This is a genomic window from Leifsonia poae, from assembly GCF_027921845.1.
GTDB lineage: Bacteria > Actinomycetota > Actinomycetes > Actinomycetales > Microbacteriaceae > Leifsonia > Leifsonia poae.
On the sequence record NZ_BSEN01000001.1, the window covers coordinates 260716 to 282641 of the forward strand.

At 71.0% G+C, this 21926-nt stretch carries 17 protein-coding genes; 11 read left to right on the plus strand and 6 right to left on the minus strand.

Annotation, left to right across the window (positions count from 1 at the left end; genetic code table 11):
- Positions 1-3 precede the first annotated feature (3 nt).
- Positions 4-693, minus strand: coding sequence for a TetR/AcrR family transcriptional regulator (locus PKE84_RS01245; RefSeq protein ID WP_271175378.1), 690 nt, complete (start codon positions 691-693; stop codon positions 4-6).
- Positions 694-752: 59 nt separating this feature from the next.
- Here PKE84_RS01245 and PKE84_RS01250 point away from each other — a divergent pair, with 59 nt between their 5' ends.
- The 4 genes from PKE84_RS01250 to PKE84_RS01265 all read left to right on the plus strand — a co-directional run bounded on the left by PKE84_RS01250 (position 753) and on the right by PKE84_RS01265 (position 5258).
- A complete protein-coding gene (locus PKE84_RS01250; protein ID WP_271175379.1) occupies positions 753-1508 on the plus strand; it encodes an SDR family NAD(P)-dependent oxidoreductase in 756 nt (251 codons plus the stop codon).
- Between the two features lie 108 nt (positions 1509-1616).
- A complete protein-coding gene (locus PKE84_RS01255) occupies positions 1617-2777 on the plus strand; it encodes an acyl-CoA dehydrogenase family protein (RefSeq protein WP_271175380.1) in 1161 nt (386 codons plus the stop codon).
- A gap of 100 nt (positions 2778-2877) precedes the next feature.
- Positions 2878-3990 (plus strand): aminopeptidase P family protein, encoded by a 1113-nt coding sequence (locus tag PKE84_RS01260; protein WP_271175381.1) that lies wholly within the window; start codon positions 2878-2880, stop codon positions 3988-3990.
- Entirely contained in the window at positions 3990-5258 is a 1269-nt protein-coding gene (locus tag PKE84_RS01265) for a DUF445 domain-containing protein (protein WP_271175382.1), read from the plus strand. Before PKE84_RS01260 ends, PKE84_RS01265 begins: the two co-directional genes overlap by 1 nt.
- Positions 5259-5267: 9 nt before the next feature.
- Here the strand turns inward: PKE84_RS01265 and PKE84_RS01270 are convergent, their stop codons facing one another.
- The 3 genes from PKE84_RS01270 to PKE84_RS01280 all read right to left on the minus strand — a co-directional run bounded on the left by PKE84_RS01270 (position 5268) and on the right by PKE84_RS01280 (position 6598).
- A complete protein-coding gene (locus PKE84_RS01270; protein WP_271175383.1) occupies positions 5268-5750 on the minus strand; it encodes an SRPBCC family protein in 483 nt (160 codons plus the stop codon).
- Positions 5747-6082, minus strand: a complete 336-nt coding sequence (locus PKE84_RS01275; protein WP_271175384.1) for an ArsR/SmtB family transcription factor — start codon at positions 6080-6082, stop codon at positions 5747-5749. The genes PKE84_RS01270 and PKE84_RS01275 overlap by 4 nt, the downstream gene beginning before the upstream one ends.
- A 132-nt stretch (positions 6083-6214) precedes the next feature.
- On the minus strand, positions 6215-6598 hold the full coding sequence (locus PKE84_RS01280) for a DUF3054 domain-containing protein (RefSeq protein ID WP_271175385.1): 384 nt from the start codon (positions 6596-6598) through the stop codon (positions 6215-6217).
- 132 nt (positions 6599-6730) lie between these two features.
- Between PKE84_RS01280 and PKE84_RS01285 the strand changes: the two genes are divergently transcribed.
- From PKE84_RS01285 to PKE84_RS01295, 3 genes are all read left to right on the plus strand, one after another.
- Positions 6731-9637 carry an aminotransferase gene (locus PKE84_RS01285; RefSeq protein WP_271175386.1) on the plus strand — a complete coding sequence of 969 codons (2907 nt, stop codon included), beginning with the start codon at positions 6731-6733 and terminating at the stop codon, positions 9635-9637.
- 54 nt (positions 9638-9691) lie between these two features.
- The gene (locus tag PKE84_RS01290) at positions 9692-10861 is read left to right on the plus strand and encodes an epoxide hydrolase family protein (RefSeq protein ID WP_271175387.1); all 1170 of its coding nucleotides are present in this window, start codon (positions 9692-9694) and stop codon (positions 10859-10861) included.
- A 106-nt stretch (positions 10862-10967) separates the two neighbouring features.
- Entirely contained in the window at positions 10968-12644 is a 1677-nt protein-coding gene (locus PKE84_RS01295) for an Ig-like domain-containing protein (protein ID WP_271175388.1), read from the plus strand.
- Positions 12645-12683: 39 nt separating this feature from the next.
- Here the strand turns inward: PKE84_RS01295 and PKE84_RS01300 are convergent, their stop codons facing one another.
- Positions 12684-13559 (minus strand): LysR family transcriptional regulator ArgP, encoded by an 876-nt coding sequence (locus tag PKE84_RS01300; RefSeq protein ID WP_271175389.1) that lies wholly within the window; start codon positions 13557-13559, stop codon positions 12684-12686.
- 87 nt (positions 13560-13646) lie between these two features.
- Here PKE84_RS01300 and PKE84_RS01305 point away from each other — a divergent pair, with 87 nt between their 5' ends.
- Positions 13647-14249, plus strand: a complete 603-nt coding sequence (locus PKE84_RS01305) for a LysE/ArgO family amino acid transporter (RefSeq protein WP_271175751.1) — start codon at positions 13647-13649, stop codon at positions 14247-14249.
- Between the two features lie 38 nt (positions 14250-14287).
- Here PKE84_RS01305 and PKE84_RS01310 read toward each other — a convergent pair whose 3' ends face one another.
- Positions 14288-17395 carry a lamin tail domain-containing protein gene (locus PKE84_RS01310; RefSeq protein ID WP_271175390.1) on the minus strand — a complete coding sequence of 1036 codons (3108 nt, stop codon included), beginning with the start codon at positions 17393-17395 and terminating at the stop codon, positions 14288-14290.
- Positions 17396-17624: 229 nt separating this feature from the next.
- On the opposite strand from PKE84_RS01310, the gene PKE84_RS01315 reads away from it, so the two are divergent.
- From PKE84_RS01315 to PKE84_RS01325, 3 genes are read left to right on the plus strand one after another with little or no spacing between them, the layout of a single operon-like run.
- Positions 17625-18251: a PadR family transcriptional regulator gene (locus tag PKE84_RS01315; protein ID WP_271175391.1), complete on the plus strand. Its 627-nt coding sequence runs from the start codon at positions 17625-17627 to the stop codon at positions 18249-18251.
- On the plus strand, positions 18248-18988 hold the full coding sequence (locus tag PKE84_RS01320; protein ID WP_271175392.1) for an ABC transporter ATP-binding protein: 741 nt from the start codon (positions 18248-18250) through the stop codon (positions 18986-18988). Before PKE84_RS01315 ends, PKE84_RS01320 begins: the two co-directional genes overlap by 4 nt.
- The gene (locus PKE84_RS01325) at positions 18985-21870 is read left to right on the plus strand and encodes an ABC transporter permease family protein (protein ID WP_271175393.1); all 2886 of its coding nucleotides are present in this window, start codon (positions 18985-18987) and stop codon (positions 21868-21870) included. The genes PKE84_RS01320 and PKE84_RS01325 overlap by 4 nt, the downstream gene beginning before the upstream one ends.
- The last annotated feature ends 56 nt before the right edge of the window (positions 21871-21926 follow it).

Below are 21926 nucleotides of genomic sequence, written 5' to 3' on the forward strand. Positions count from 1 at the left end.
CGCCTATTCTCCCGAGTCCGCGCGCCGTCCGGACGCAGCGCGCGTTCCGGACGCAGCGCGCGTTCCTGACGCAGCGCGCGTTCCTGACGCGGCATGCGTTCCCGATCCGGCGCGCGACCCATCCGGCCACCACGACGGGGTGAGCCGCGACAGGACGCCGAGCAGTGCGTCCGCGTCTCGGGGGCGCGGCGTCGTGAGCCACACGTCGATGGCTCCGATGATCCCGTCGGCGAGGTACCGCCCGATCATCCGCCGTTCCGTCTCGTCGGCCGCCGGAACCGACACGCTGTGCTGCTCGAGCAGCAGGTCGATCGACCCCTGGAAGTGCTCGCTGAGCAGCGCGTGCAGGCTCGCCGAGCCCGGCTCCGGCTCCGACCCGAGACCGCGCCGGTAGATCGCGTCGTGGTCGTCGACATGGTGCAGCACCGCGCGTGTCACTCCGGTGATCGCGGCAGCGGCGTCGCCCGGCTCGACATCGACAAGGTACTGCGTGCGGAGTTCGTCGAGCTCGCCGCGCAGCGCCTGCTGCAGCAGCTCGACCGGAGAGGAGGCGTACACGTAGACCGTCGAGCGATGCACACCGGCCGTCTGTGCGAGCTTCGAGACCGTGACGTCGGTGACCGGGCCGGCCGTCGCGAGCTCCAGGATGGCCGCCCGCAGCCGGGTGATCGTCTTCTGTTGGCGCGCATCCATGTTTCGATCGTACAATCGAGTTATCCGACAAGTGTCGGATATCTGAAAGGAGATTTCCCATGGCTCAGTACGACGTCGCCGAACGGTCCGCGATCGTGACCGGAGGCGGCTCGGGCATCGGGCGCGCCGTCGCGCTCACCCTGGCGGCGAGCGGCGCATCCGTTCTCGTCACCGACCTCAACGAGAAGAACGCGAACGCCGTCGTCGCCGAGATCCAGGCCGCGGGCGGAACCGCGGCATCCCTCATCGGCGATGTGACCGACCCCGAGTTCGCCGTCGCGAGCGTCGCGCGCGCCAACGAGCTGGCCCCGCTGCGCATCGCGGTGAACAACGCCGGGATCGGCGGCGAGGCGGCGAAGGTCGGCGACTACTCGCTCGACAGCTGGCGGAAGGTCATCGAGATCAACCTCAACGCCGTCTTCTACTCGCTGCGCGCCCAGCTCGACGCGATCGCCGCGAACGGCGGCGGATCGATCGTCAACATGGCGTCGATCCTCGGCAGCGTCGGTTTCGCGAACTCGTCGGCCTACGTCACCGCCAAGCACGCCCTCCTCGGCCTCACGCAGAACGCCGCGCTCGAGTACGCCGACCAGAAGGTGCGCGTCACCGCCGTCGGTCCCGGCTTCATCCGCACCCCGCTGGTCGAGGCGAACATGTCCGCCGACGCCCTCGCCTTCCTCGAGGGCAAGCACGCGCTCGGTCGTCTGGGCGAGCCGGAAGAGGTCGCATCCCTCGTCGCCTTCCTCGCCTCCGATGCCGCCAGCTTCATCACCGGCAGCTACCACCTGGTCGACGGCGGCTACACCGCGCAGTAACGCGACGACCAGACAGCAGCGAACAGACAGCATCACCGACCGCAGCTGCGCCCGTGAGTCTCCCCAGCCGGCCTGCCCCGTGCGCATCGCACTGGCTAGGCTGGCGGGGTGACCGAGCACATCCCGCTCCTGACCGATGACCTGCTCGACCGCATCCGTTCGCGGGCGGCCGGGTACGACGCCGAGAACGCCTTCTTCCTCGAGGACTTCGAGGAGCTCACCCAGGCCGGCTACCTGAAGGCACTCGTGCCCGAGGAGCACGGCGGCCTCGGGCTCAGCCTGCAGCGGGTCGCCAGGGAGCAGGTCCGGCTCGCCGGTGCGGCCCCCGCCACCGCCCTCGCCGTGAACATGCACCTGGTCTGGACAGGCGTGGCCAAAGTGCTCCACGACCGCGGCGACGACTCCCTCGACTTCCTCCTGAGCGAGGCCGGCGCCGGCGAGGTGTTCGCTTTCGGCCTGAGCGAGGCCGGCAACGACCTCGTGCTGTTCGGCTCGACGACGGATGCGGTGCCGGAGCCCGACGGCTCGTACCGGTACTTCGGCACCAAGATCTTCACGTCGCTCTCCCCCGGATGGACGCGACTGGGCACCATGGGCCTCGACACGACGAGCGCCGACGCCCCCAAGATCGTCTATGGCTTCGTCGACCGCGACGCCGGCGGATTCACGATTAAGGAGGACTGGGACACGATCGGGATGCGCGCCAGCCAGTCGAATACCACCGTGCTCGACGGCGCCCTCTCCCCCGCCGACCGCATCGTGCGCCGGCTCGACCCCGGCCCCAATCCCGACTCCCTCGTCTTCGCCATCTTCGCGAACTTCGAGATCCTGCTCGCCGCGGTCTACACCGGGATCGGCGCGCGGGCTCTCGAGCTCGCGGTCGCGGCCGCCCACCGCCGCACGAGCCTCAAGAACGACGGCCGCAGCTACGCGAACGATCCGGACATCCGGTGGCGGGTCGCCGACGCCGCGATCGCTCAGGATGCGCTGCTGCCGCAGCTCGACGCGCTGGCCCACGACGTCGACGCCCTCGCGGATCACGGCGGCCAGTGGCTCCCGAAGCTCGTCGGCCTCAAGGTGCGCGCCACCGAGACGGCGCGCCAGGTCGTAGACCAGGCCATCCGGGTGTCCGGCGGCTCCACGTACTTCGCCGGCAACGAGCTCGGCCGCCTGTACCGCGACGTGCTCGCCGGGATCTTCCACCCGTCCGACGACGAGTCGGCGCATTCGACGGTCGCGAACGCCTGGCTGGGACCGATCGACGACTGAGACGATCGCGCGTGGCCGCACCGTCCGCACGCCTCGCGCGGCCCGCCCCAACCCCACGCAACGCCCAGCCCCACGCAACGCCCGAGACAGAGGAGTACGGATGATGCAGATCACGTCGGAGCAGTTCGCCGCACGTCTGGAGCAGGGGGCGGCGAACGCCCGCGCGGCCGGCTTCGACGGACTCCTGATCGCACCGGGGGCGGATCTCGCCTACTTCGCCGACTACCTGCCGGTCGCCACGACCGAGCGCATCACGCTGCTCGTCGTGCCCGCCGACGGCGAGCCGACCATGATCGTGCCCGCTCTCGAGCACGGCAGCGCCGCCGACACGCGTGCAGCCGGGGCCATCCGGTTCGTCGACTGGTCCGACGGCACCGACGAGTACGTGCCGACGGCTGCGCTGCTTGACCCTCAGGGCCGTTACGCGATCTCCGACGTGACCTGGGCGATGCACCTGCTCGGCTTGCAGCAGAAGCTGCCGGATGCCCGGTTCGAGTCGATCTCGCGCGCTCTGCCGATGCTGCGGGCGGTCAAGGGCGCCGACGAGATCGACCGGCTCGCGGCGGCGGGAGCAGCGGCCGACGCGACGTTCGAGGACATCCTGGGCGTGCGTTTCGCGGGACGCACGGAGAACGAGGTGGCGGCCGACCTCGACCGGCTGCTGCGCGAACACGGGCATCAGCAAGTCGACTTCACGGTCGTCGGCAGCGGGCCGAACGGCGCGAACCCGCATCACGAAGCGGGGGAACGCACCATCGAGCACGGCGACATGGTCGTGCTCGATTTCGGCGGTCTCCTCGACGGCTACGGCTCCGACACCACGCGCACCGTGCACGTCGGCGAGCCGACCGACGAGGAGCACGAGGTGTTCGACATCGTCAAGCGGGCGCAGCAGACCGCGTTCGAGGCGGTCGCGGTCGGCGTCGCCTGCCAGGAGATCGACCGCGCCGCGCGCGCCGTGATCACCGACGCCGGGTACGGCGAGTTCTTCATCCACCGCGTCGGGCACGGGATCGGGATGACCACGCACGAGCCGCCGTACATGGTCGAGGGCGAGGAGCAGCCGATCCAGGCCGGGATGTGCTTCTCGATCGAGCCGGGCATCTACCTGCCCGGCCGCTTCGGCGTGCGGATCGAAGACATCGTCGTCGCGGCCGCCGACGGTGCGCACCGGCTGAACAACACCAGCCACGAACTCCACATCGTGCGCTGATGACGACGCTTCGCGTGCTCTCGCCGGCCGACGAGCAGCGCAGGATCGCGCTGCGCCGCATGAAGGCGATCGCTGCCGCGCTGCTGGTCGTGATGGCGGTCGTCTTCGCCGTGTCGTTCGCCCTGCAGGGACGGTATCCCTGGCTCGGCTACGTGCGGGCCGCTGCTGAGGGCGGCATGGTCGGCGCGCTCGCCGACTGGTTCGCGGTCACGGCGTTGTTCCGGTACCCGCTCGGGCTGCGCATCCCGCACACCGCGATCATCCCGAACCGCAAGAACGAGATCGGGGCGAGCCTGGGCGAGTTCGTCGAGACGAACTTCCTCGCCGATGACGTGGTGACGGGCAAGCTGCGCTCGATCGACATCGCGGCGGGCGTCGGGTCGTGGGTCGCGCGCCCGGCGAACGCGCGGCGGCTCGTGACGGAGGCGTCGACGGCGCTGACGGGGATCGCCTCGCTGCTCGACGATGACGACATGCGCGACGCGATCGAGGCGATCGCGCGCCGTCACCTGATCGACCCGGAATGGGGGCCGCCGATCGGGAGGCTTGGGGCGCGCATCCTGAGCTCGGGCGGCCATCACGAGGCTGTGGACCTCGCACTCGACCGCCTGGACGCGTGGCTGGCGGCGAACCCGGAGGCCTTCGGTGTCGCCGTCTCCGACCGGCTGCCGGGATGGGTGCCGTCGTTCGCCAAGCGGGTCGTGGACGACCGCGCCTATCACGAGGCCCGCACCTTCGTCGCGGCCGTGCGCTACGACCCGGATCACACCCTGCGCCGCGCGCTCGACGACTACCTGGGCGAGCTGGTCGAGCGGCTGCAGAACGATCCGGCGACCATCGCGAAGCTCGAGCAGGCCAAGGGCCGCGCGTTCGACGATCCGCGGGTGCGCGAGCTCGCCGAATCGGTCTGGCAGGGCGTGCGCACCGCGGCGCTCGGCGCGCTCGCCGACCCCGACAGCGAGCTGCGGAAGCGAGCGGAGGCAGCGCTGGTGGACGCCGGGAGCCGGCTCGCCTCCGACCCGGCGCTCGGCGCCAAGGTGAACGGCTGGGTCACGGATGCGGCCGCCCACCTGGTCAGCACGTACCGCCACGACATCGCGGGAGTGATCACGGACACCGTCACCTCCTGGGATGCGCGCGAGACCACGGAGAAGATCGAGCTGCAGGTGGGCAAGGACCTGCAGTTCATCCGGATCAACGGAACGGTGGTCGGCGCACTGGCCGGCCTGGCGATCTTCACGATCGCGACGGCGCTGATCCCGGCGTAACGAGCGGCGTCAGGAGCCCTCGGCGGCGCGCTCGAGGTAGGCCGCGATGCGTTCGAACGCCCCGCGCCAGACCGTGCCCTCGAAGAAGTCGCGCACCTCGGGCACAGGGAACCCCGACTGGACGACGGTCATCAGAGTCCCCTCGGCGTGCGGCTCGAAGGTGATGTCGATCTCGGTCGTCATCGCGTCGCTGCCGCCGGGGCCGTGACCGGTCGAGGTCGTCACGAGCCGGTGCGGGCGGTCGATCACCCGGAACGTCTGCGTCTCGACGAAGAGCTGGTCGCGACTCGGTCCCCAGACCGCGGTCTGCTGTCCCCCGACCCGCAGGTCGACGTCGATCTCGACGATGCCGGGCTCCTCGTCGAGGATGCTGAACCAGATCTTCTGCTTCTCCGCATCGGTGTACGCGTCGAAGACCTCGTCGGGCGTTGCGGGCAGCACCCGCGACATCCGGAGTTCGATCGGTGCGTCGGTCTCTGTCTGCTCTCTCATCGTTCCGTTCCTCTCTGAAGGGTGAAGTACGCGTCGAGGCCGTCGAGCCTGCGCTCCCACAACCGCTGGTAGAAGGTGATCCAGGCCAGGGCGTCGTCGAGCTTGTCGGCTCCGAGCCGGCAGGTGCGCGAGCGCCCGACCTTCTCGCTGACGACGAGGCCCGCCGTCTCGAGAACCTGAATGTGCTTCTTGAGGCCGGTGAGCGTCATCCCGAACGGCTCGGCCAGCTCGCCGATGGTCGCCGGCCCCTCGCCGAGACGTCGCAGGATGCTGCGGCGGGTGGCGTCGGACAGGGCGGCGAACGTCCGGTCGAGTTCTTCTTGCTGAACCATGTGGTTCACTATACGACACTGAACCGATTGGTTCAACGACGAATGTGCGAGAGGTGCCGAATGTCTCTCACGCGGGCGGTTTGAGCGACAATTCGCACCGCTCACGCAAAGCGGGGGCCGCGTGCGGCGGCGCTACGCGCGGCGGGGGATGCGGCGACGGCGCGCGATCGGCAGCGCGACGAGCCGCCAGCCGACGAGGAACACGCCGAGCACGACCGTCGCCACGACGATGAAGCTGGGCTCGACGCCCTGTCCGGCTGCGACGCGCAGCAGCATTCCTGCGGCCACGGTCATCAGCCAGATCGGGATGCCCGGCCAGAAGATCGCGAGCGGACGACGCCACGCGAACGTCACGAGCCAGCCGAAGAGCAGACCGACGAGGAACGGCCAGAGGGTGTCGATGATGCCGGCAGCGCTGGCCGCTTCACCGTGACTGCGGCGGCCGACCAGCACGAAGACGAGGACCAGAACGACGTCGATCGCGAACGCGACGAGTGCTGTCCTCCAGGTTTTCACGGGGTCGATGCTACGCGCGGCCACCCGTGCATTGGCTGTTAGCGCGGCTCCCCGACGGCACCCTCGAGCGCCCGTGTCCTGGCGTCCGAACTCACTAAACTGACGGAACGCCCGCCGAGCCCTGGAGCACCCGTGTCCACCTTCGACTTCCTCGCCCAGCCGTCGCTCCCCCGCCCCGACGTGACCGTGGACGACGCCGTTCGCATCGCCGCCGAGTTCTTCGGCCTGCGCGGCGAGATCGTCGAGCTCGGCAGCCAGCAGGACCGCAATTTCCGCATCGACACGGGCGCCGGACGTTTCGTGCTCAAGCTCGCGAACCCGGTGTTCTCGGCCGACGAACTGCACGCGCAGAACGCCGCTCTCGTCGCCCTGGCCGGCTCGGGCGTCCGCATCCCCGGCATCGTCCCCGCGCTCGACGGCAGCGACCTCGTGGCGGTCGACGTGCGCGGGCAGACGCTGCTCACCCGCGTGCTCCACTATCTCGACGGCGAGCCCCTCACCGGCGTCGCGGCGCCGTCCAGCGAGCAACTGCGCACGCTCGGCACGCTCGCCGGGCGCGTCGCCGCCGGACTCGCCGGGCTCGAACATCCCGGGCTCGAACGAACCACGCAGTGGGATGCGCGGATCGCGGGCGAGGTCGTCGACCTCCTCCTCGACCACGTCGCCTCACCGGCCCAGCGCAGGGTGATCCGCGCGGCGACCGACGACGCCCTCGCCCGGCTCGCGCCTCTGCGCGCGGTGCTGCGACGCCAGGCCGTGCACGGCGATGTGACGGACGACAACATCGTGCTCGGAACCGCCGCCGGCGACGGCCCCGGCGTGATCGATTTCGGCGACGTGGCGAACGGCTGGCTGGTCGGCGAGCTCGCCGCGACCGTCGCCTCGGCCCTGCACCACGTGCCGGATGCGCCGCTGTCCGTTCTCGACACGATCGAGGCGTTCGCCGCCGAGGCCCCGCTCGACGACGCCGACCTCGCCGCCCTCTGGCCGCTCGTGGTCCTCCGCGGCGCCGTCCTCGTCGTCAGTGGCGAGCAGCAGGTCGCCCTCGACGGCGACAACCTCTACGCGGACGAGAACCGCGCCCACGAGTGGCTCGCCTTCGACCTCGCACGGCGCCTCGACGCGGACGAGCTGGAGGCGCTCATCCGGTGGCGCCTCGCCGGGGTGCCGGCCGGTGCCGATGCGACAGCCGTCGGTGGCGGACGGATGGTCGCGCTCGACAGCTCCGCCGCACACCTCGCCGACCTCTCGGTGACGAGCCACGCGCTCGACGACGGCGCGTGGCTGCACCCCGACGCCGAGGCACAACTGCTCGACACGATCGCCGCGAGGGAGGGCCACGCGCTCACCCGGTTCGGTGAGCACCGCCTCAGCCGCGCGACCATCGACCGGTCGGCCGCGTCGGCGACACTCGCCCTCTCGGTCAGCCTCCGCGTTCCCGCCGGCGCCACGGTCTCCGCGCCGTTCGCCGGGCTCCTCGAGCGCTCCGGCGACGCGTGGGTGCTCCACGGCGACACGGCCGACCTCTGGCTCGACGGGCTCGAACGCCACGAGAGCGGTGTCACCAGCGTCGCCACCAGCGTTGCCGCCGGTGACCAGCTCGGCACGACGACGATGCTCACCGTGCAGCTCTCCCGCCTGCGAGGACACCGGCCGCCCGCGGTCGTCACCCCCGCCGCCCCGCCCGCGCTCTGGCGCGCGATCTCGCCCGACCCGTCCGCACTGTTCGGCGTCGAGCTCGCAGCACCTGACGACGATCCGGATGCCGTGCTCGCGCGCCGTGACGGCAGCTTCGCGCGGGTGCAGGAGCACTACTTCGAGCATCCGCCGCTCATCGAACGCGGCTGGCGCCATCACCTCGTCGACACGCGCGCGCAGTCGTACATCGACATGGTGAACAACGTCACCGCTGTCGGCCACGCTCACCCGCGCCTGGTGAACGCCGTGCGCGATCAGTGGGCGCTGCTGAACACGAACTCGCGCTTCCACTACGAAGAGCTGGCCTGCTTCAGCGAGCGCCTGGCCGCCCTCGCACCCGACCCGCTCGACACGGTGTTCCTCGTCAACAGCGGCAGCGAGGCGGTCGATCTCGCCCTGCGCCTGGCGCAGACGCACACCGGCGAGCGCACGATCCTGGCCGCCACCGAGGCCTACCACGGCTGGACGGTCGGCGCCGATGCGGTCTCCTCCTCCATCGGCGACAACCCGCGGGCGCTCGAGACGCGACCGGACTGGGTGCGGCTCGTGGCGTCGCCGCACACATTCCGCGGCCGCTACCGGGGCGCCTCGTCCGCCGCCGCCTACCTGGCCGACCTGGATGCCGACCTCGCCGCCCTCGACGCCGCCGGCATCCGGCCCGCCGGCTTCATCGCCGAGCCGGTCTTCGGCAACGCCGGCGGAGTGATGCTGCCCGACGGCTATCTGCACGGCGTCTACGAGCGCATCCGGGCGCGCGGCGGCGTCTGCATCGCCGACGAGGTGCAGGTCGGCTACGGTCGGCTCGGCCACTACTTCTGGGGTTCCGAGCAGCAGGGCGTCGTGCCCGACATCATCACCGTGGCGAAGGCGATGGGGAACGGGCATCCGCTCGGCGCCGTGATCACGACGCGGGCGATCGCGGACTCGTTCGCTGCCGAGGGGAGCTTCTTCTCCTCGGCCGGCGGGAGTCCGGTGTCGTCGACGGTGGGACTGACCGTGCTGGACATCATGCGCGACGAGCGACTGCAGCAGAACGCGGTCGCGGTGGGCGATCACCTCGCCGATCGCCTGCGCGAACTCGGCGACCGGCATCCGCTCATCGGGGCGGTGCACGGGCTCGGCCTGTACCTCGGCGTCGAACTGATGCGCGACCGCGAGACCCTCGAACCGGCGACGGCCGAGGCCGCGCTGATCTGCGACCGGATGCTCGCCGAAGGTGTCGTCGTGCAGCCGACCGGCGACCACAAGAACGTGCTGAAGATCAAGCCGCCGCTCGTACTGACCGAGCAGAGCGCCGACCGGTTCGCCGACGCCCTCGACCTGGTGCTGTCGACGCTCTGACTCCGGTCGGCATCGGGCCTCGCGGGTGTCGGCCGGTGCCGGTAGCGTCGGATCATGGACGTCACGACACCGCCCGAACCCTTCCGCATCGCCATCCCTGAGACCGAGCTGGTCGACCTCCGGTCGAGACTCTCGCGCACGAAGTATCCGCGGCAGACGCCGAGCGAGCCGTGGGGCGCCGGGGTCGACATCCCGTATCTGAGCGGGCTGATGACCTGGTGGCGCGAGGGGTACGACTGGCGCGCGGCCGAGGCGCGCCTCAACGAGGTGCCGCAGTTCATGGTCGAGATCGACGGGGAGCGCATCCATTACGCGCACCTGCGTGCGGAGCGACCCGCCACCGATGGCAGCGTCGTCCCGATCATCCTGAGCCACGGCTGGCCGTACTCGTTCATCGAAATGCTGCCGCTGGCCCGGCTGCTGAGTGCGGACGGCTTCGACGTCGTGGTCCCGTCGCTGCCGGGCTACGGGTTCTCCGAGCCGATGCACGAGCCGTTCACGTCCTCCGCTGTGGCGGTCCGGTGGCACACGCTCATGACGAAGGCACTCGGCTACGACCGCTACGCCACGTACGGCGAAGACGTCGGCGCCTGGATCAACGACCGCCTCGGCGCCGACTATCCGGATGCCGTGCTCGGGCTCTTCGCGACACACGCCGCGTTCCCGCCCGACGAGCGTCGTGAAAACCTGACCGAGGAGGAGACGGCGTTCATCGCCTGGCTCGACGCCAAGTGGAAACGAGCAAGCTCGTACGGCGCTCAGCAATCGACCCGTCCCGACACGCTGGCCGTCGGGCTGACCGACTCCCCCGCCGGCCTTGCGGCCTGGCTGCTCGAGAAGTTCCGCGAGTGGAGCGGCACGGACGACGTGGCCGACTACTGGACGCGCGACGAACTCCTCACCACGATCTCGCTCTACTGGTTCACTCAGACCATCGGCACGTCGTTCCGTGCCTACTTCGACGGTCGAGAGGAGACCCCCATGCCGCTCGTGCGCGTGCCGGTCGGCGTCTCCATCCAATACGGCGAGCGCGGCTTCCCGCGGCACTACGCCGAGCGCACGTACACCGACATCCGGTTCTGGAACGACCTGCCGACGGGCGGTCACTTCGCCGCCAAGCAGACGCCGGAACTCGTGGCCGCCGACATGCGCGCCTTCTTCTCCTCCCTCGGTTTGGGGGCGGCCCCGGCCACGGAATCGCGGCAGGAGCCGTCGACGGACTGATAGCTTCAGCGAGCCGGCCACGACGACACGTGCCGGCCCGTCGCACCGCGCAGGGGGTCCCGGCCGCGATGACGTACCCGAACCGCCGTGGAAGCGAGCCCATCTCGTGAAGAGAACCGTCCAGCTGCGAGCCGTCGCCCTGCCTGTCGTCGTCGCCCTCGGCATCGCCGGCGCGGTGCTTGTGGGAGCCCCGGCGAACGCCGCGACACCCGAGCCGACCTCCGTGCCGACGCCGAGCACCGCCGCCAGTGCTGCGCCGACCGCCGCGCCGGCCCCTGCATCGACCGCTACGCCCACCGCGAGGCCGAGCACCCCGACGGCGCACCCCGCCGTGTCGCCGGCGCCCTCCGACCTCATCGTCACCTCCCCGACGGACATGCAGGAGATCCACGGCACCGTCCGGGCGGTCAGCATCGTCGGCCGCGCACCCGTCGGCGCCACGATCACGGTCTCCAACTGGTCGGAGCACGCGCTCGCGCACGGCACGGCGGATGCCACGGGCTCCTTCTCGATCCCGCTCACCTTCGCTTCCACCGACTCCTACGACCAGTACCTGGTGGTCACCGGCACCTCGCACGGCAGGGAGCTGACCGAGCAGGACATCGAGGTGATCTTCGACGCCCCGGCGAGCGCGGTGCCCGTGCTCGCCACCCCCGCGACCGGCAGTACGGTCGATGGCACTCCTGCGCCGTTCGCCGACCCGAGCGCTCCGTTCACCATCACGGTGACCGGCACGGCGACCGCCGGCGATTCCGTCTTCGTGTCGGCCGAGTCCGCCGGCGCTCCGGACGATTCCTGGTTCAGCTGGTCCCAGATCGCCGAGACCGACTCGCACGGACGCTGGTCGACCGTCGTCTCGGTCGGAAGCGGTCGCTGGTCGATCACGGCGAGCGCGCAGCGCTACAACTCCGATGGCGAGCCGTTGACCGTCCAGTCGGATGAATCCGCTGCCGTCGTGGTGCTGATCGACGCGCCGGCGGGCTACCTCGCGCCGCCGGTCATCACGACGCCCGCCTATCCGTCGGATGAGAGCACCATAGCCACGCCCGCGACGACCCGCTTCCTGTCGGCGACCACGACCACCAGGGACTTCGAAGCGAAGGCCGGCGCACGACCGACGCGCGCCGGCGCCACTGTGCGGCACCACTCCGCTTCGCCCTTCGCCAGCGCGGACAGCAGCGCCGTCGCGAGCGGCGACTCCGGCTCCGACGAGACGGACTTCGTGTCGGAGCTCGACGACATCGTGCGCGAGCAGGGAATCCAGGTGTCGGCCGCGCCCGACCCGTCGATGCCGGGCAACCTCAGGATGACGGTCGCCGGCACCGGCACGCCGGGACAGGGCGTCCAGCTCTACCTGAACACCGCGTCGAAGGCGTTCCTCTACTTCGAGGGTCTCTACCCCGACTACTTCGGCGCCTTCGGTTACGACGCGGTGGGCGCGCCCGCGACCACGCCGCCGACCGACGACGGCAGCATCACGGTCGCCGCGAACGGCACCTGGACCACCACGGTCTCGGTTCCGGCCGGGCCGTACTTCATCACCGCCTTCGGGGTCGACCGCGCGTCGACGCCGTCCAGGATGTCGCTCGCCGCTGCCCCCGTCGCCGTCAACCTGACCGCGGCCGCCGTCGCTCCCGCCGGAGCCTCGAGCGGACCGGCGCAGCCGACACTCGCGGCGACCGGGCTCGATTCGAGCGCCACTGCGGCCGCCGCCGTCCTGCTCCTCGCGGGAGGCGCCGCCGCACTCGCGATCGGGGCGCGTCGCCGGCGCGCGGTGCGCTGAGGGAACGATCGCACGAACGGCCGTCCGAGGCGCTGAAGGTCAGTTCAGCGTCTCGGCGGCCGCCCGGGCCAGCGTCGCGGCCACCCGCGCGAGCGTCGACGACTCCAGCGACCACTGCTGCCAGTAAAGAGGTACGTCGATGGTGCCCGCGTCGTCGAGCGCCACGAGACGCCCCTCGGCGATGAGCGACGCGGCCTGCAGGTCGGGCAGCATCCCCCAGCCGAGACCGAGCACGGCGGCGCGCACGAACTCGGTGGACGCGGGCACGTAGTGCCGCGGCGGATGCTCGGCCACGCCTCGACCGGCGAGGTACCGGTCCTGCAGTACGTCCTTGCGGTCGAAGACGAGCAGCGGCGCGCGGCCCAGCGCTGCACCGTCGAACCCGGTCGACAGCCACCGCTCCACGAACTCCGGGCTGGCCGCCGGCCGGTACGTCATCTGCCCCAGCCGGCTCACCGTACAGCCCTGCACGGGCACCGGGTCCGACGTGATCGCGCCCATCGCGGTACCGTCGCGCAGGCGGTCGAGCGTGTGGTCCTGGTCGTCGAGCGTGATGTCGAAGCTCACGTCGGTCAGTGTCGCGAGCGCGGGGAGGACCCAGGTCGCGAGCGAGTCGGCGTTCACCACCAGCGGGATGCTCGGCCGTCCCCCGCCGCCCTCGGTGCTCAGCTCGTCCAGCACCTCGCTCTCGAGAAGCGCGACCTGGCGGGCGAGACGCAGCAGGACCCTCCCGGCGCCGGTGGTCTCGATCGGCTTGCTGCGCAGCACCAGCACGCGGCCGGCCTGCTGCTCGAGCGCCTTCATGCGCTGACTGACGGCCGACGGCGTGATGTGCAGAGCCTCGGCGGCGCGGTCGAAGGTGCCGTAGTCGACCACGGCCGTCAGGGTTCGGAGGAGCTCGGTGCTGACATCCATCAACAGCAATGCTAATGCTGCATGAAAAAGTTGAGCTTCCCTGAAGGTAATCTGCTCTCTACAGTCGATCAGGTGACCCCCGCCGCCATCCTCGCCACCTTCCTCACGGGAGTCGGGGCTGGAGCGTCGCTGATCGTGGCGATCGGGGCGCAGAACGCGTTCGTGCTGCGGCAGGGCCTGCGCCGGGAGCACGTGCTGCCGATCGTGCTCATCTGCATCGCGAGCGACGCGGTGCTCATCGCGGCCGGCGTCGCCGGGCTCGGGGCGCTGATCGCCGCGGCGCCCCTCGCGCTCGAGATCGTGCGCTGGGTCGGCTTCGCCTTCCTCGTGGTCTACGCCCTGTTCGCGGCGCGTCGCGCCCTGCGACCCGAAGAGCTGCACGCAGCGTCCGGCACGGCGTCGCTGTCGCTCGCCGCGGCAGTCGGCACCACGCTCGCGCTCACCTGGCTCAACCCGCACGTCTACCTCGACACCGTGCTGCTGCTCGGCTCCCTGTCGGCGTCGCACGGCGATCCGGGTCGGTGGGTGTTCGGCGCCGGCGCCGTGCTGGCGAGCATCCTGTGGTTCGGGCTGCTGGGCTTCGGCGCCCGCTTCCTCGCGCCGGTGTTCGCGCGTCCGGTGGCCTGGCGCATCCTGGACGGCGCGATCGCGGTGCTGATGCTCGTGCTCGCCGTGCTGCTCGTCGTCTAGGCGAGCAGCACGGGCGAGCAGCACAGCGGAGCGAGAGCCTACGCGCGGCCGGGTCGCCGCATCCGCACCAGCAACAGGATGACCCCGAGGCCGGCGAGCAGCAGCGCGACGGTGAGCGGAGCGGTGACCGAGCTGCCGGTCGCGGCCAGGCCGGCGGCCGAGCCGTTCGCGGCCGGATAGGTGCCGGGGTCGGCGGCGCCTGGGCCGAATGCCGGCGGCACGCTCGCCGCGGCGGTCACGGTAAGCGGTGCCGACCCCGTGACACCGGACGAGACTCCCTCGACGACCAGGGTGTGCGCACCCGGGGCGGTCGTGGACGGGATCGTCACGGTGGTCGCGATCGTTCCTGTCGAGGTCGCCGACAGCGCTGCCAGCTTCACCGGCGTCGAGTGCAGCCAGATCTCCACCGTCTCGCCGGCATCGAAGCCGCTCGCGCTCAGGTGCAGGGTCGAACCGGCGCTGATCGTTCCGAGCCCGAGGCTGACCGAGGCCGAGCCCGGCTCGCCACCGCCGGGCTCGCCACCGCCGGGCTCGCCACCGCCCGGGCCGGAGGCCACGGTGCAGTCGCTCGTGCCCGCGCGCAGGGCGTGCCCGTCGTCGTTCGTGTCGTCCGACCAGAACACCGGCTTCAGGCCGTTCACGCACTCGGCCTGCGGGGCCGTGACGAAGCCCTCGTTGTTGATGTTCGGCATCCCGGCCGGCCGTGCGAAGGCGTCGGCGACCGTGAAGGTCCCCGCGCCGGCGCCCGAGGCGGCGATCGTCAGCGTCTCGGTCTGGCCGCTGCACGTGTCGTCGCAGGCAGCCCACAGCGCCTGGCGCTCCTGGTCGAACTGCAGGTCCATCACGCCGGTCATCCCGCTCGAGATCGTCGCGACGCGGGTGAACGCGCCGGTGGATGCGGTGAGCGCGTACGCGTAGATCGAACCATTCGCCTCGAGTCCCGTGAAGAACAGGCCGTCGCCGTGCCCCGGATAGCTCGCCGGGTCGTAGGCCGTACCCGTGTGCTGGTCGGCGAACCCGTTCGTGGTGAGGTACGCATCCGGAACCCAGGCCACCGCCTCGAGACCGCTGTTGGGAGCGACCACCGGAAGGTCGGAGGTGAGGTTCCACTCCCCGGTCGCGGTGAGGCTCGCGCCGCTCTGGGTCGGGTCGAAGCGCAGCACCTCGGGGCGGCTCACGCCGTTGACGGCGTTGTTGCGCTCGGTCGAGACGTACACGCCCGCATCAGGGCCGGCCGACGTGATGGTCACACCCTCGGAGTCGGGGTCGCCGGCGCCGTCCGGATAGTGCAGCGCCTTGCCTGCGCCCCAGCCGTTCGCCGTATCGGGCGTCCAGACCGATCCGTTCCAGATCAGGCGGAAGAGCGTGCCCGGTCCGTTCTTGACCGCCCACAGCACACCGGGAGCGCTCGTGCCGGACGGCTCGTAGACGAGGCCGCTCATGTTGCCGCCGAGCACGTTCGCGTCGTCGGCCGTGGTGATCGAGGAGCCGCCGGGCCACGGTGCGAGCGAGACCTCACCCGGGCACGCGTTGGGGGCGCCCTTCGTCGGTGCGCTCGTCGTGGCGAACGATCCGGTCCCGTTCGGGCAGCGGCCGTAGGTGGTCGCGGCGTGCGCCGTCCAGCTGTAGGTGTCGATCAGGGTGTTGCCATCCGGGGCGAAGAGCCGTGCCGAGTCCGCGCTGCCCAGACCGAACGCCGACTCGACGTCCTCGGCGAGGTAGCCGCCGGCGGTGATCGTGGTGCCGGCCGGGATCGTGAAGGTGTGCGTGTCGTCGTTGTCGCGCAGGATGTAGCCCGAGAGGTCGACCGTCGCTGCACCATTGTTGATCAGTTCGATCCAGTCCCCCGGCGTCCCACCGTTCGACTCGACCTCGTTGATCCGTACCGGAACGCCGCAGTCGTTCGCAGCGCCCTTCGTCGACGACGTGGTGGTCGCGAAGGAACCCGTGCCGTCGGGGCACCGCCCGTACGTCGTCGCCGCGTGCTGCGTCCAGCTGTAGGAGTCGATCAGGGTGTGGCCGGCGTCGTACAACCGAGCGGAGTCGGGGGCGCCCAGGCCGAAGCCGAGCGTCGCCTCCTCGACGACGAAGTAGCCGCCGGCGGCGATCGTGGAACCGGCGGCGAACGGCACGGCGGTGTGGGTGTCGTCGTTGTCGAGCACCGACCAGCCGGTCAGGTCGACCGCCGAACTCCCGGTGTTCTTCAGCTCCACCCAGTCGCCGGGGGTGCCGCCGTTGGACTCGACCTCGTTGATGGTCACGCTCGTGGCCGGCGTCGGCGTTCCGCAGTCGTTCGCCGCGCCCTTGGTCGCATTCACGGTGTTGCCGAAGGCGCCGGATCCGTCGGGGCAGCGTCCGTAGGTCACCGCCGCGTGGGCGGTCCAGCTGTAGGTGTCGACCAGGGTCGTGCCGTCCGGTCCGAACAGGCGCGCAGAGTCGGCTGCACCGAGGCCGAACGCGCTCTCGACGTCAGCCGCGTAGAAGCCGCCGGCCGCGATCGTCGTGCCATCCGGGATCGTGAACGCGTGGGTGTCATCGTTGTCGCGCAGGATGTAGCCGGAGGCGTCGACCCTCGTGCTGCCGGTGTTCGTGAGCTCGATCCAGTCGCCCGGCGTTCCGCCGCTCGACTCGACCTCGTTGATCTTCAGCGCCGTCGAGACCGGGAGCGAGCAGTCGTTCGCGGCGCCCTTCGTCGACGAGCCGGTGGTGCGGAACGCGCCGGTGCCGTCGGGGCAGCGGCCGTATGTGGTCGCGGCGTGCGCGCTCCAGGCGTACGAGTCGATGAGGGTCGTGCCGTCGGGCGCGAACAGGCGCGCCTGGTCGGCGCCTCCCAGCCCGTACGACGACTCGACGTCGGCGGCGTAGTATCCGCCCGCGGCGACCACGGTGCCGTCCGGGATCACGAACGCGTCGGTGTCCATGTCGTCGCGCAGCACGTAGCCGCTCAGGTCGGCCGGCGTTCCCCCGGTGTTCTTCAGCTCGATCCAGTCACCGGGCGTTCCGCCGTTCGACTCGACCTCGTTGATCACGACCGAGGGCATGGCGGCCGAGGCCGGCGCGGCGGGAGCGGTCAGGGCGACGAGCGGCGCGATGACCGCCAGCGAGGTGACGAGAGTGGCGAGGATGCCGAGCCGATGAGTGCGCAACAGAACTCCTTCTGCGAATCGGGTGATGAGCTCGATCGCATCGGCGGGATGCTCGCGCAGGACGGAGGGCCGGCGGCGGTGCGGTCCTCTGCAGCTTGGAGGAGCCGCGCAAATGCTTGGTGAACGGCCCGGGAACGGCCTCTGAACGCGGCTGGTTCTTGACCGCCGCACGTTTCCCGGTATATAAATACTGCGTAGCTATTTATGGGGAATCCTTGGGGGGAACCACATGTCCATCAGGCAGAGCCTGCTCGCGATCCTCGATCAGGGCCCGTGCTACGGGTACCAGCTCCGCAGCGAATTCGAGCGGCGCACCGGCGCGACCTGGCCGCTCAACGTCGGCCAGATCTACAACACGCTCGACCGGCTCGAGCGTGACGGCCTGGTCGTCAAGACGGACTCCGATCCCGAGGGGCACGTCTATTACGCGATCACCGAGGCCGGCCGACGGGAGGTGTCGACGTGGCTGGCGTCCCCGGTCATACGGTCCGCGGCGACCCGGGACGAGCTCGCCATCAAGCTCGCGATCGCGGTCACGCTGCCCGGGGTGGATCTCGCGCAGGTCATCCAGGTTCAGCGTCGCGCCACGTTGCGTACACTGCAGGATCTGACCAAGGCCAAGAACGCGTCGGCCGACCCGGCCGACACCCAGGACCTGGCAGGGCTCCTCGTGCTCGACTCATTGATCTTCGCGGCCGAGGCGGAGATCCGGTGGCTCGATCACTCGGAGACCCGGCTGGCGCGCGCGATCTCCTCCGGCGTGGCCGGCGCGCTGCCGCTCAGCACGGACATCCCGAAGCGAGGCAGGCCCGTTCGGGAGGACGACGACCTCCGAGCGGGCGAGGGCTCCCGATGAGCCGCCAGTCGGAGCCCGACGAACTGCTCCGCCTCGACGGCGTCTCCATGCACTATGGCTCCGGGGAGGCCTCAGTCACCGCTCTCGCCGGCGTCGACCTCACCGTCGCCCGTGGCGAGCTCGTCGCGATCATGGGGGCTTCGGGCTCGGGTAAGTCGACCCTGCTGACGATCGCCGGCGGCCTGACGATACCCACGAGCGGCGAGGTCATCGTCGACGGCCAGTGGCTCTCCGACCTGTCCGCCGCCCGGCTCGCCGCGCTGCGACGCCGATCGCTCGGCTTCGTGTTCCAGGACTTCAATCTGATTCCGGCCCTCACCGCCCTCGAGAACGTGACGCTCCCGCTCGAGCTCGACGGGTGGAAGAGTCGAAAGGCGCGCACGGCCGGTCTGACCGCCCTGGCCGCCGTCGAACTCGAGGATCGCGCGGGGCACTTTCCCGACGACCTGTCCGGCGGTCAGCAGCAGCGGGTCGCGATCGCGCGCGCGGTGGTCGGGTCCCGTCGCCTCATCCTGGCGGACGAGCCCACCGGCGCCCTCGATTCGCACACCGGCGAGCTTGTGCTCCGGATGCTGCGCCGCCGGGTCGACGCCGGAGCCGGTGGCATCCTGGTCACGCACGACGCGCGCCACGCAGCGTGGGCCGATCGGATCGTCTTCCTGCGCGACGGCCGGATCGTCGACGAGAGCCGCGCCGACTCGGCCGACTCGCTCCTCACCGGCCGCGCGAGCGCATGAGCGCCCGCCGACGCTCCGGGCATCCGGATGGCGACGCGCGACCCCCGGGAGGACTGCTGAACCGCGCGCGGATCGCCCTGCGGATCGCGCGCAGATCGAGCCTGCGGGCCCGCGGGCGGAGCGCCCTGATCGTCGGTCTCATCACCATCCCGGTGGCGGGGATGGCGGTGCTCACCCTGGTGATGGCCAGCACCACGCCGACGACGGCTGAGTACCTCACAGTCCAACTCGGCCGCACGCAGGCCTCGGTGCAGGTCGTCGCTCCCCCCGATAGCGGCGTAATCCAGGATCCGCGCTCCACGGCCTGGACGAACACTCCGACAGACGACGCCCCCGAGTCGGGCGAGAGCCGGCGCATCGACGAGCTCGTGGCGCCCGGAACGCGGCTCATCCCGTTGCTCGGTGGCTCGGCGACAGTGCAGACGGCGTCGGGAATCGCTGCCGTACGCACGATGCTCGGCGAGACCTGGGACCCGGCGCTTGCGGGCCGGTACCGGCTCGCGGAAGGACACGCGCCACGGGCGGCCGGGGAGATCCTCGCCACCGTCGGAGGGCTCGAACGCCTCGGCATCCCGGTGGGCGGTTCCGTGCACCTGGTGGCTCCGGCGGATCGGGAGGCGACCGTCGTCGGCGTTCTCGACGACCTCGAACTGCCGTCGAGCGAACCGGTGCTGTTCGGCATGCCGACCTCGTTCGGTGCCGACACCGATCTTCTCGGCGACCCTCAGACCATCGCCTATCTGCCGGATGCGACGCTGTCGTGGGCGCAGGTGAAGGCTCTCAACGATCAGGGCGCCGTCGCCCTCTCGCGCGCCGTGCAGCTCCATCCGCCGCGCTCGACCGACTACGACGGCACGACCTTCGGCGACCGGGTCAACTACACGAGCACCCTGCTGATGGGCTCGATCATCATCGGCTTCGCGCTCCTCGAGGTGATGCTGCTCGCCGGCGCGGCATTCATGGTGGGCGCGCGCGCCCAGGAGCGCTCCCTTGCCACGCTGGCCAGTGTCGGAGGAGCGCGCGGCACCCTCATTGCCGTCATCTCGTCGGGCGGGCTCATCCTCGGAGCGATCGGCGGCGTGCTCGGCGTCGCGGTGGGGGTCGGCCTGGGAACGCTCTTCATGGCCGCGACCGGCGACGGCAGCGCCACCCGCTACTGGGGTTTCCACCTTCCGCTGGCCACGCTCGTGTGGATCGCCCTCGCGGCCGTGGCCGTCGGCTGGCTCGGTGCGCTGATCCCCGCCGTGCGGGCATCCAGGATCGACGTGGTCGCCGCACTGCGAGGAGCGCGGCGGCCGTCGAAGCCGAGCATCCGGCGCCCGATCGTGGGACTGGTGCTGCTCGCGCTGGGCGTGCTGCTGACCCTCGGTGGCGGTGCACTGTCGGTCGCGGTCTCGGCCGCGAACCGCTACGGCCCGGACCACCCGATCGTGTGGGCCATGACCGGGATGCTGATCGGTGGACCGATCCTCGCGGTCCTCGGGCTCGTGCTGTGCAGCGGGCTGCTCCTGCGGCTCATCGCCCGAGCGCTGAGTCGTGCCGGAGTGCCTGCCCGCCTCGCCTCGCGGGACGCGGCGCGCAATCCCAGCCGCAGCGTCCCTGCGCTCGCGGTGATCATGACCACCGTTTTCGTGGCGGTCTTCGCGATGACGATGATCGCCAGCGGCGAGGCGACCGCGGGCGCCCAGTACCAGTACCGACTGCTCCCGGGCCAGGTCGGGCTGTCGACGTCAGCGACCGATCCACAGACGGGCACGTCGAAGGCCGTGCCCGGTTCGGAACTGGCCGACGCGGCGCGCGCGTCGCTGGACGGCGCGAAGGTCCGAGTGCTCGCGAGCGTCGCCGATCCGACGTTTCTCAGCGGGGAGAGGACGACCGATCCGCACGCCCTTCTTCCCTCGCTCACCGTCCCCGCGGCCAACCAGTGCCCGGCGGACCTGAACTCTGTCAACTACGACGAGAGCATGACGTGGGGATCGTCGAACTCCGACGCGCCGGCCGCTGACTGGCGCTGCCAGAGCCAGGTGGTGCTGTACGGCGGCACCTGGAGCAACGCCGGCCGTCTGTGGGTGGGCGACGCGGACGACCTCTCCCTGATGCTCGGACGCGCCCCGGATGCTGCGTCACGCGCCACCCTCGAGAACGGTGGCGCCGTCTCCTTCTACCCGAACTACCTCGAGCACGGATCGGTCACGGTCTCCTGGTGGCCCGCAGACCACTGGGACAACGCGCAGCCGTTCGATGCCACGGCGCCCGCATCGCGCTCCGTGGCGCTGAAGGCGACGCTCGTCACGCCCGCGCATCCTCTGCCGTACGGCGCGCTCATCTCGCGCGCCACGGCCGATCGGCTCGGGCTGCAGTACACCGACGGACTGGTGCTCGCCGACCCGCGCACGGCGCCGACGCGAAACCAGCTGGATGCGCTGAACGCCCGGATCAGCGCGGTCACCGGCTTTCCGGACAGCTTTGCGAGTTACGTGGAGACCGGTCCGCCGCGCGCGGCCGGCGGCTTCGCCTGGGCGCTCGTCGGTCTCAGCGCGCTCGTGGCCATCGCCGCGGCGGCGATCGCGATCGGGCTCGCCCGGGCCGACGGCCGGCGTGACGAGAACACGTTGGCCGCCGTGGGGGCAAGCCCGCGGATCCGCCGCGGCTTCGGCTTCTGGCAGGCGGTCGTGCTCGCAGGGGTCGGGGCGGTGCTCGGCGCGCTCGTAGGTCTCGTACCCGCGCTCGCGCTGACCCTCCCGGGGTCCGCGACGCAGTTCAGTGCGCCGTGGCTGCAGATCGCCGTCGCCGCAACGGTGCTCCCCCTGGCGATCGCGTGCGCGAGCTGGCTCGCCCTCGGACGCCGCCCGACCGAACTGCGCCGCGCCGCCATCGAGTGACGCTGAACTCCCCCGGCCGCGCGTCGCCGGTGGTGCGCAAACGCGTCGCCGGCTCG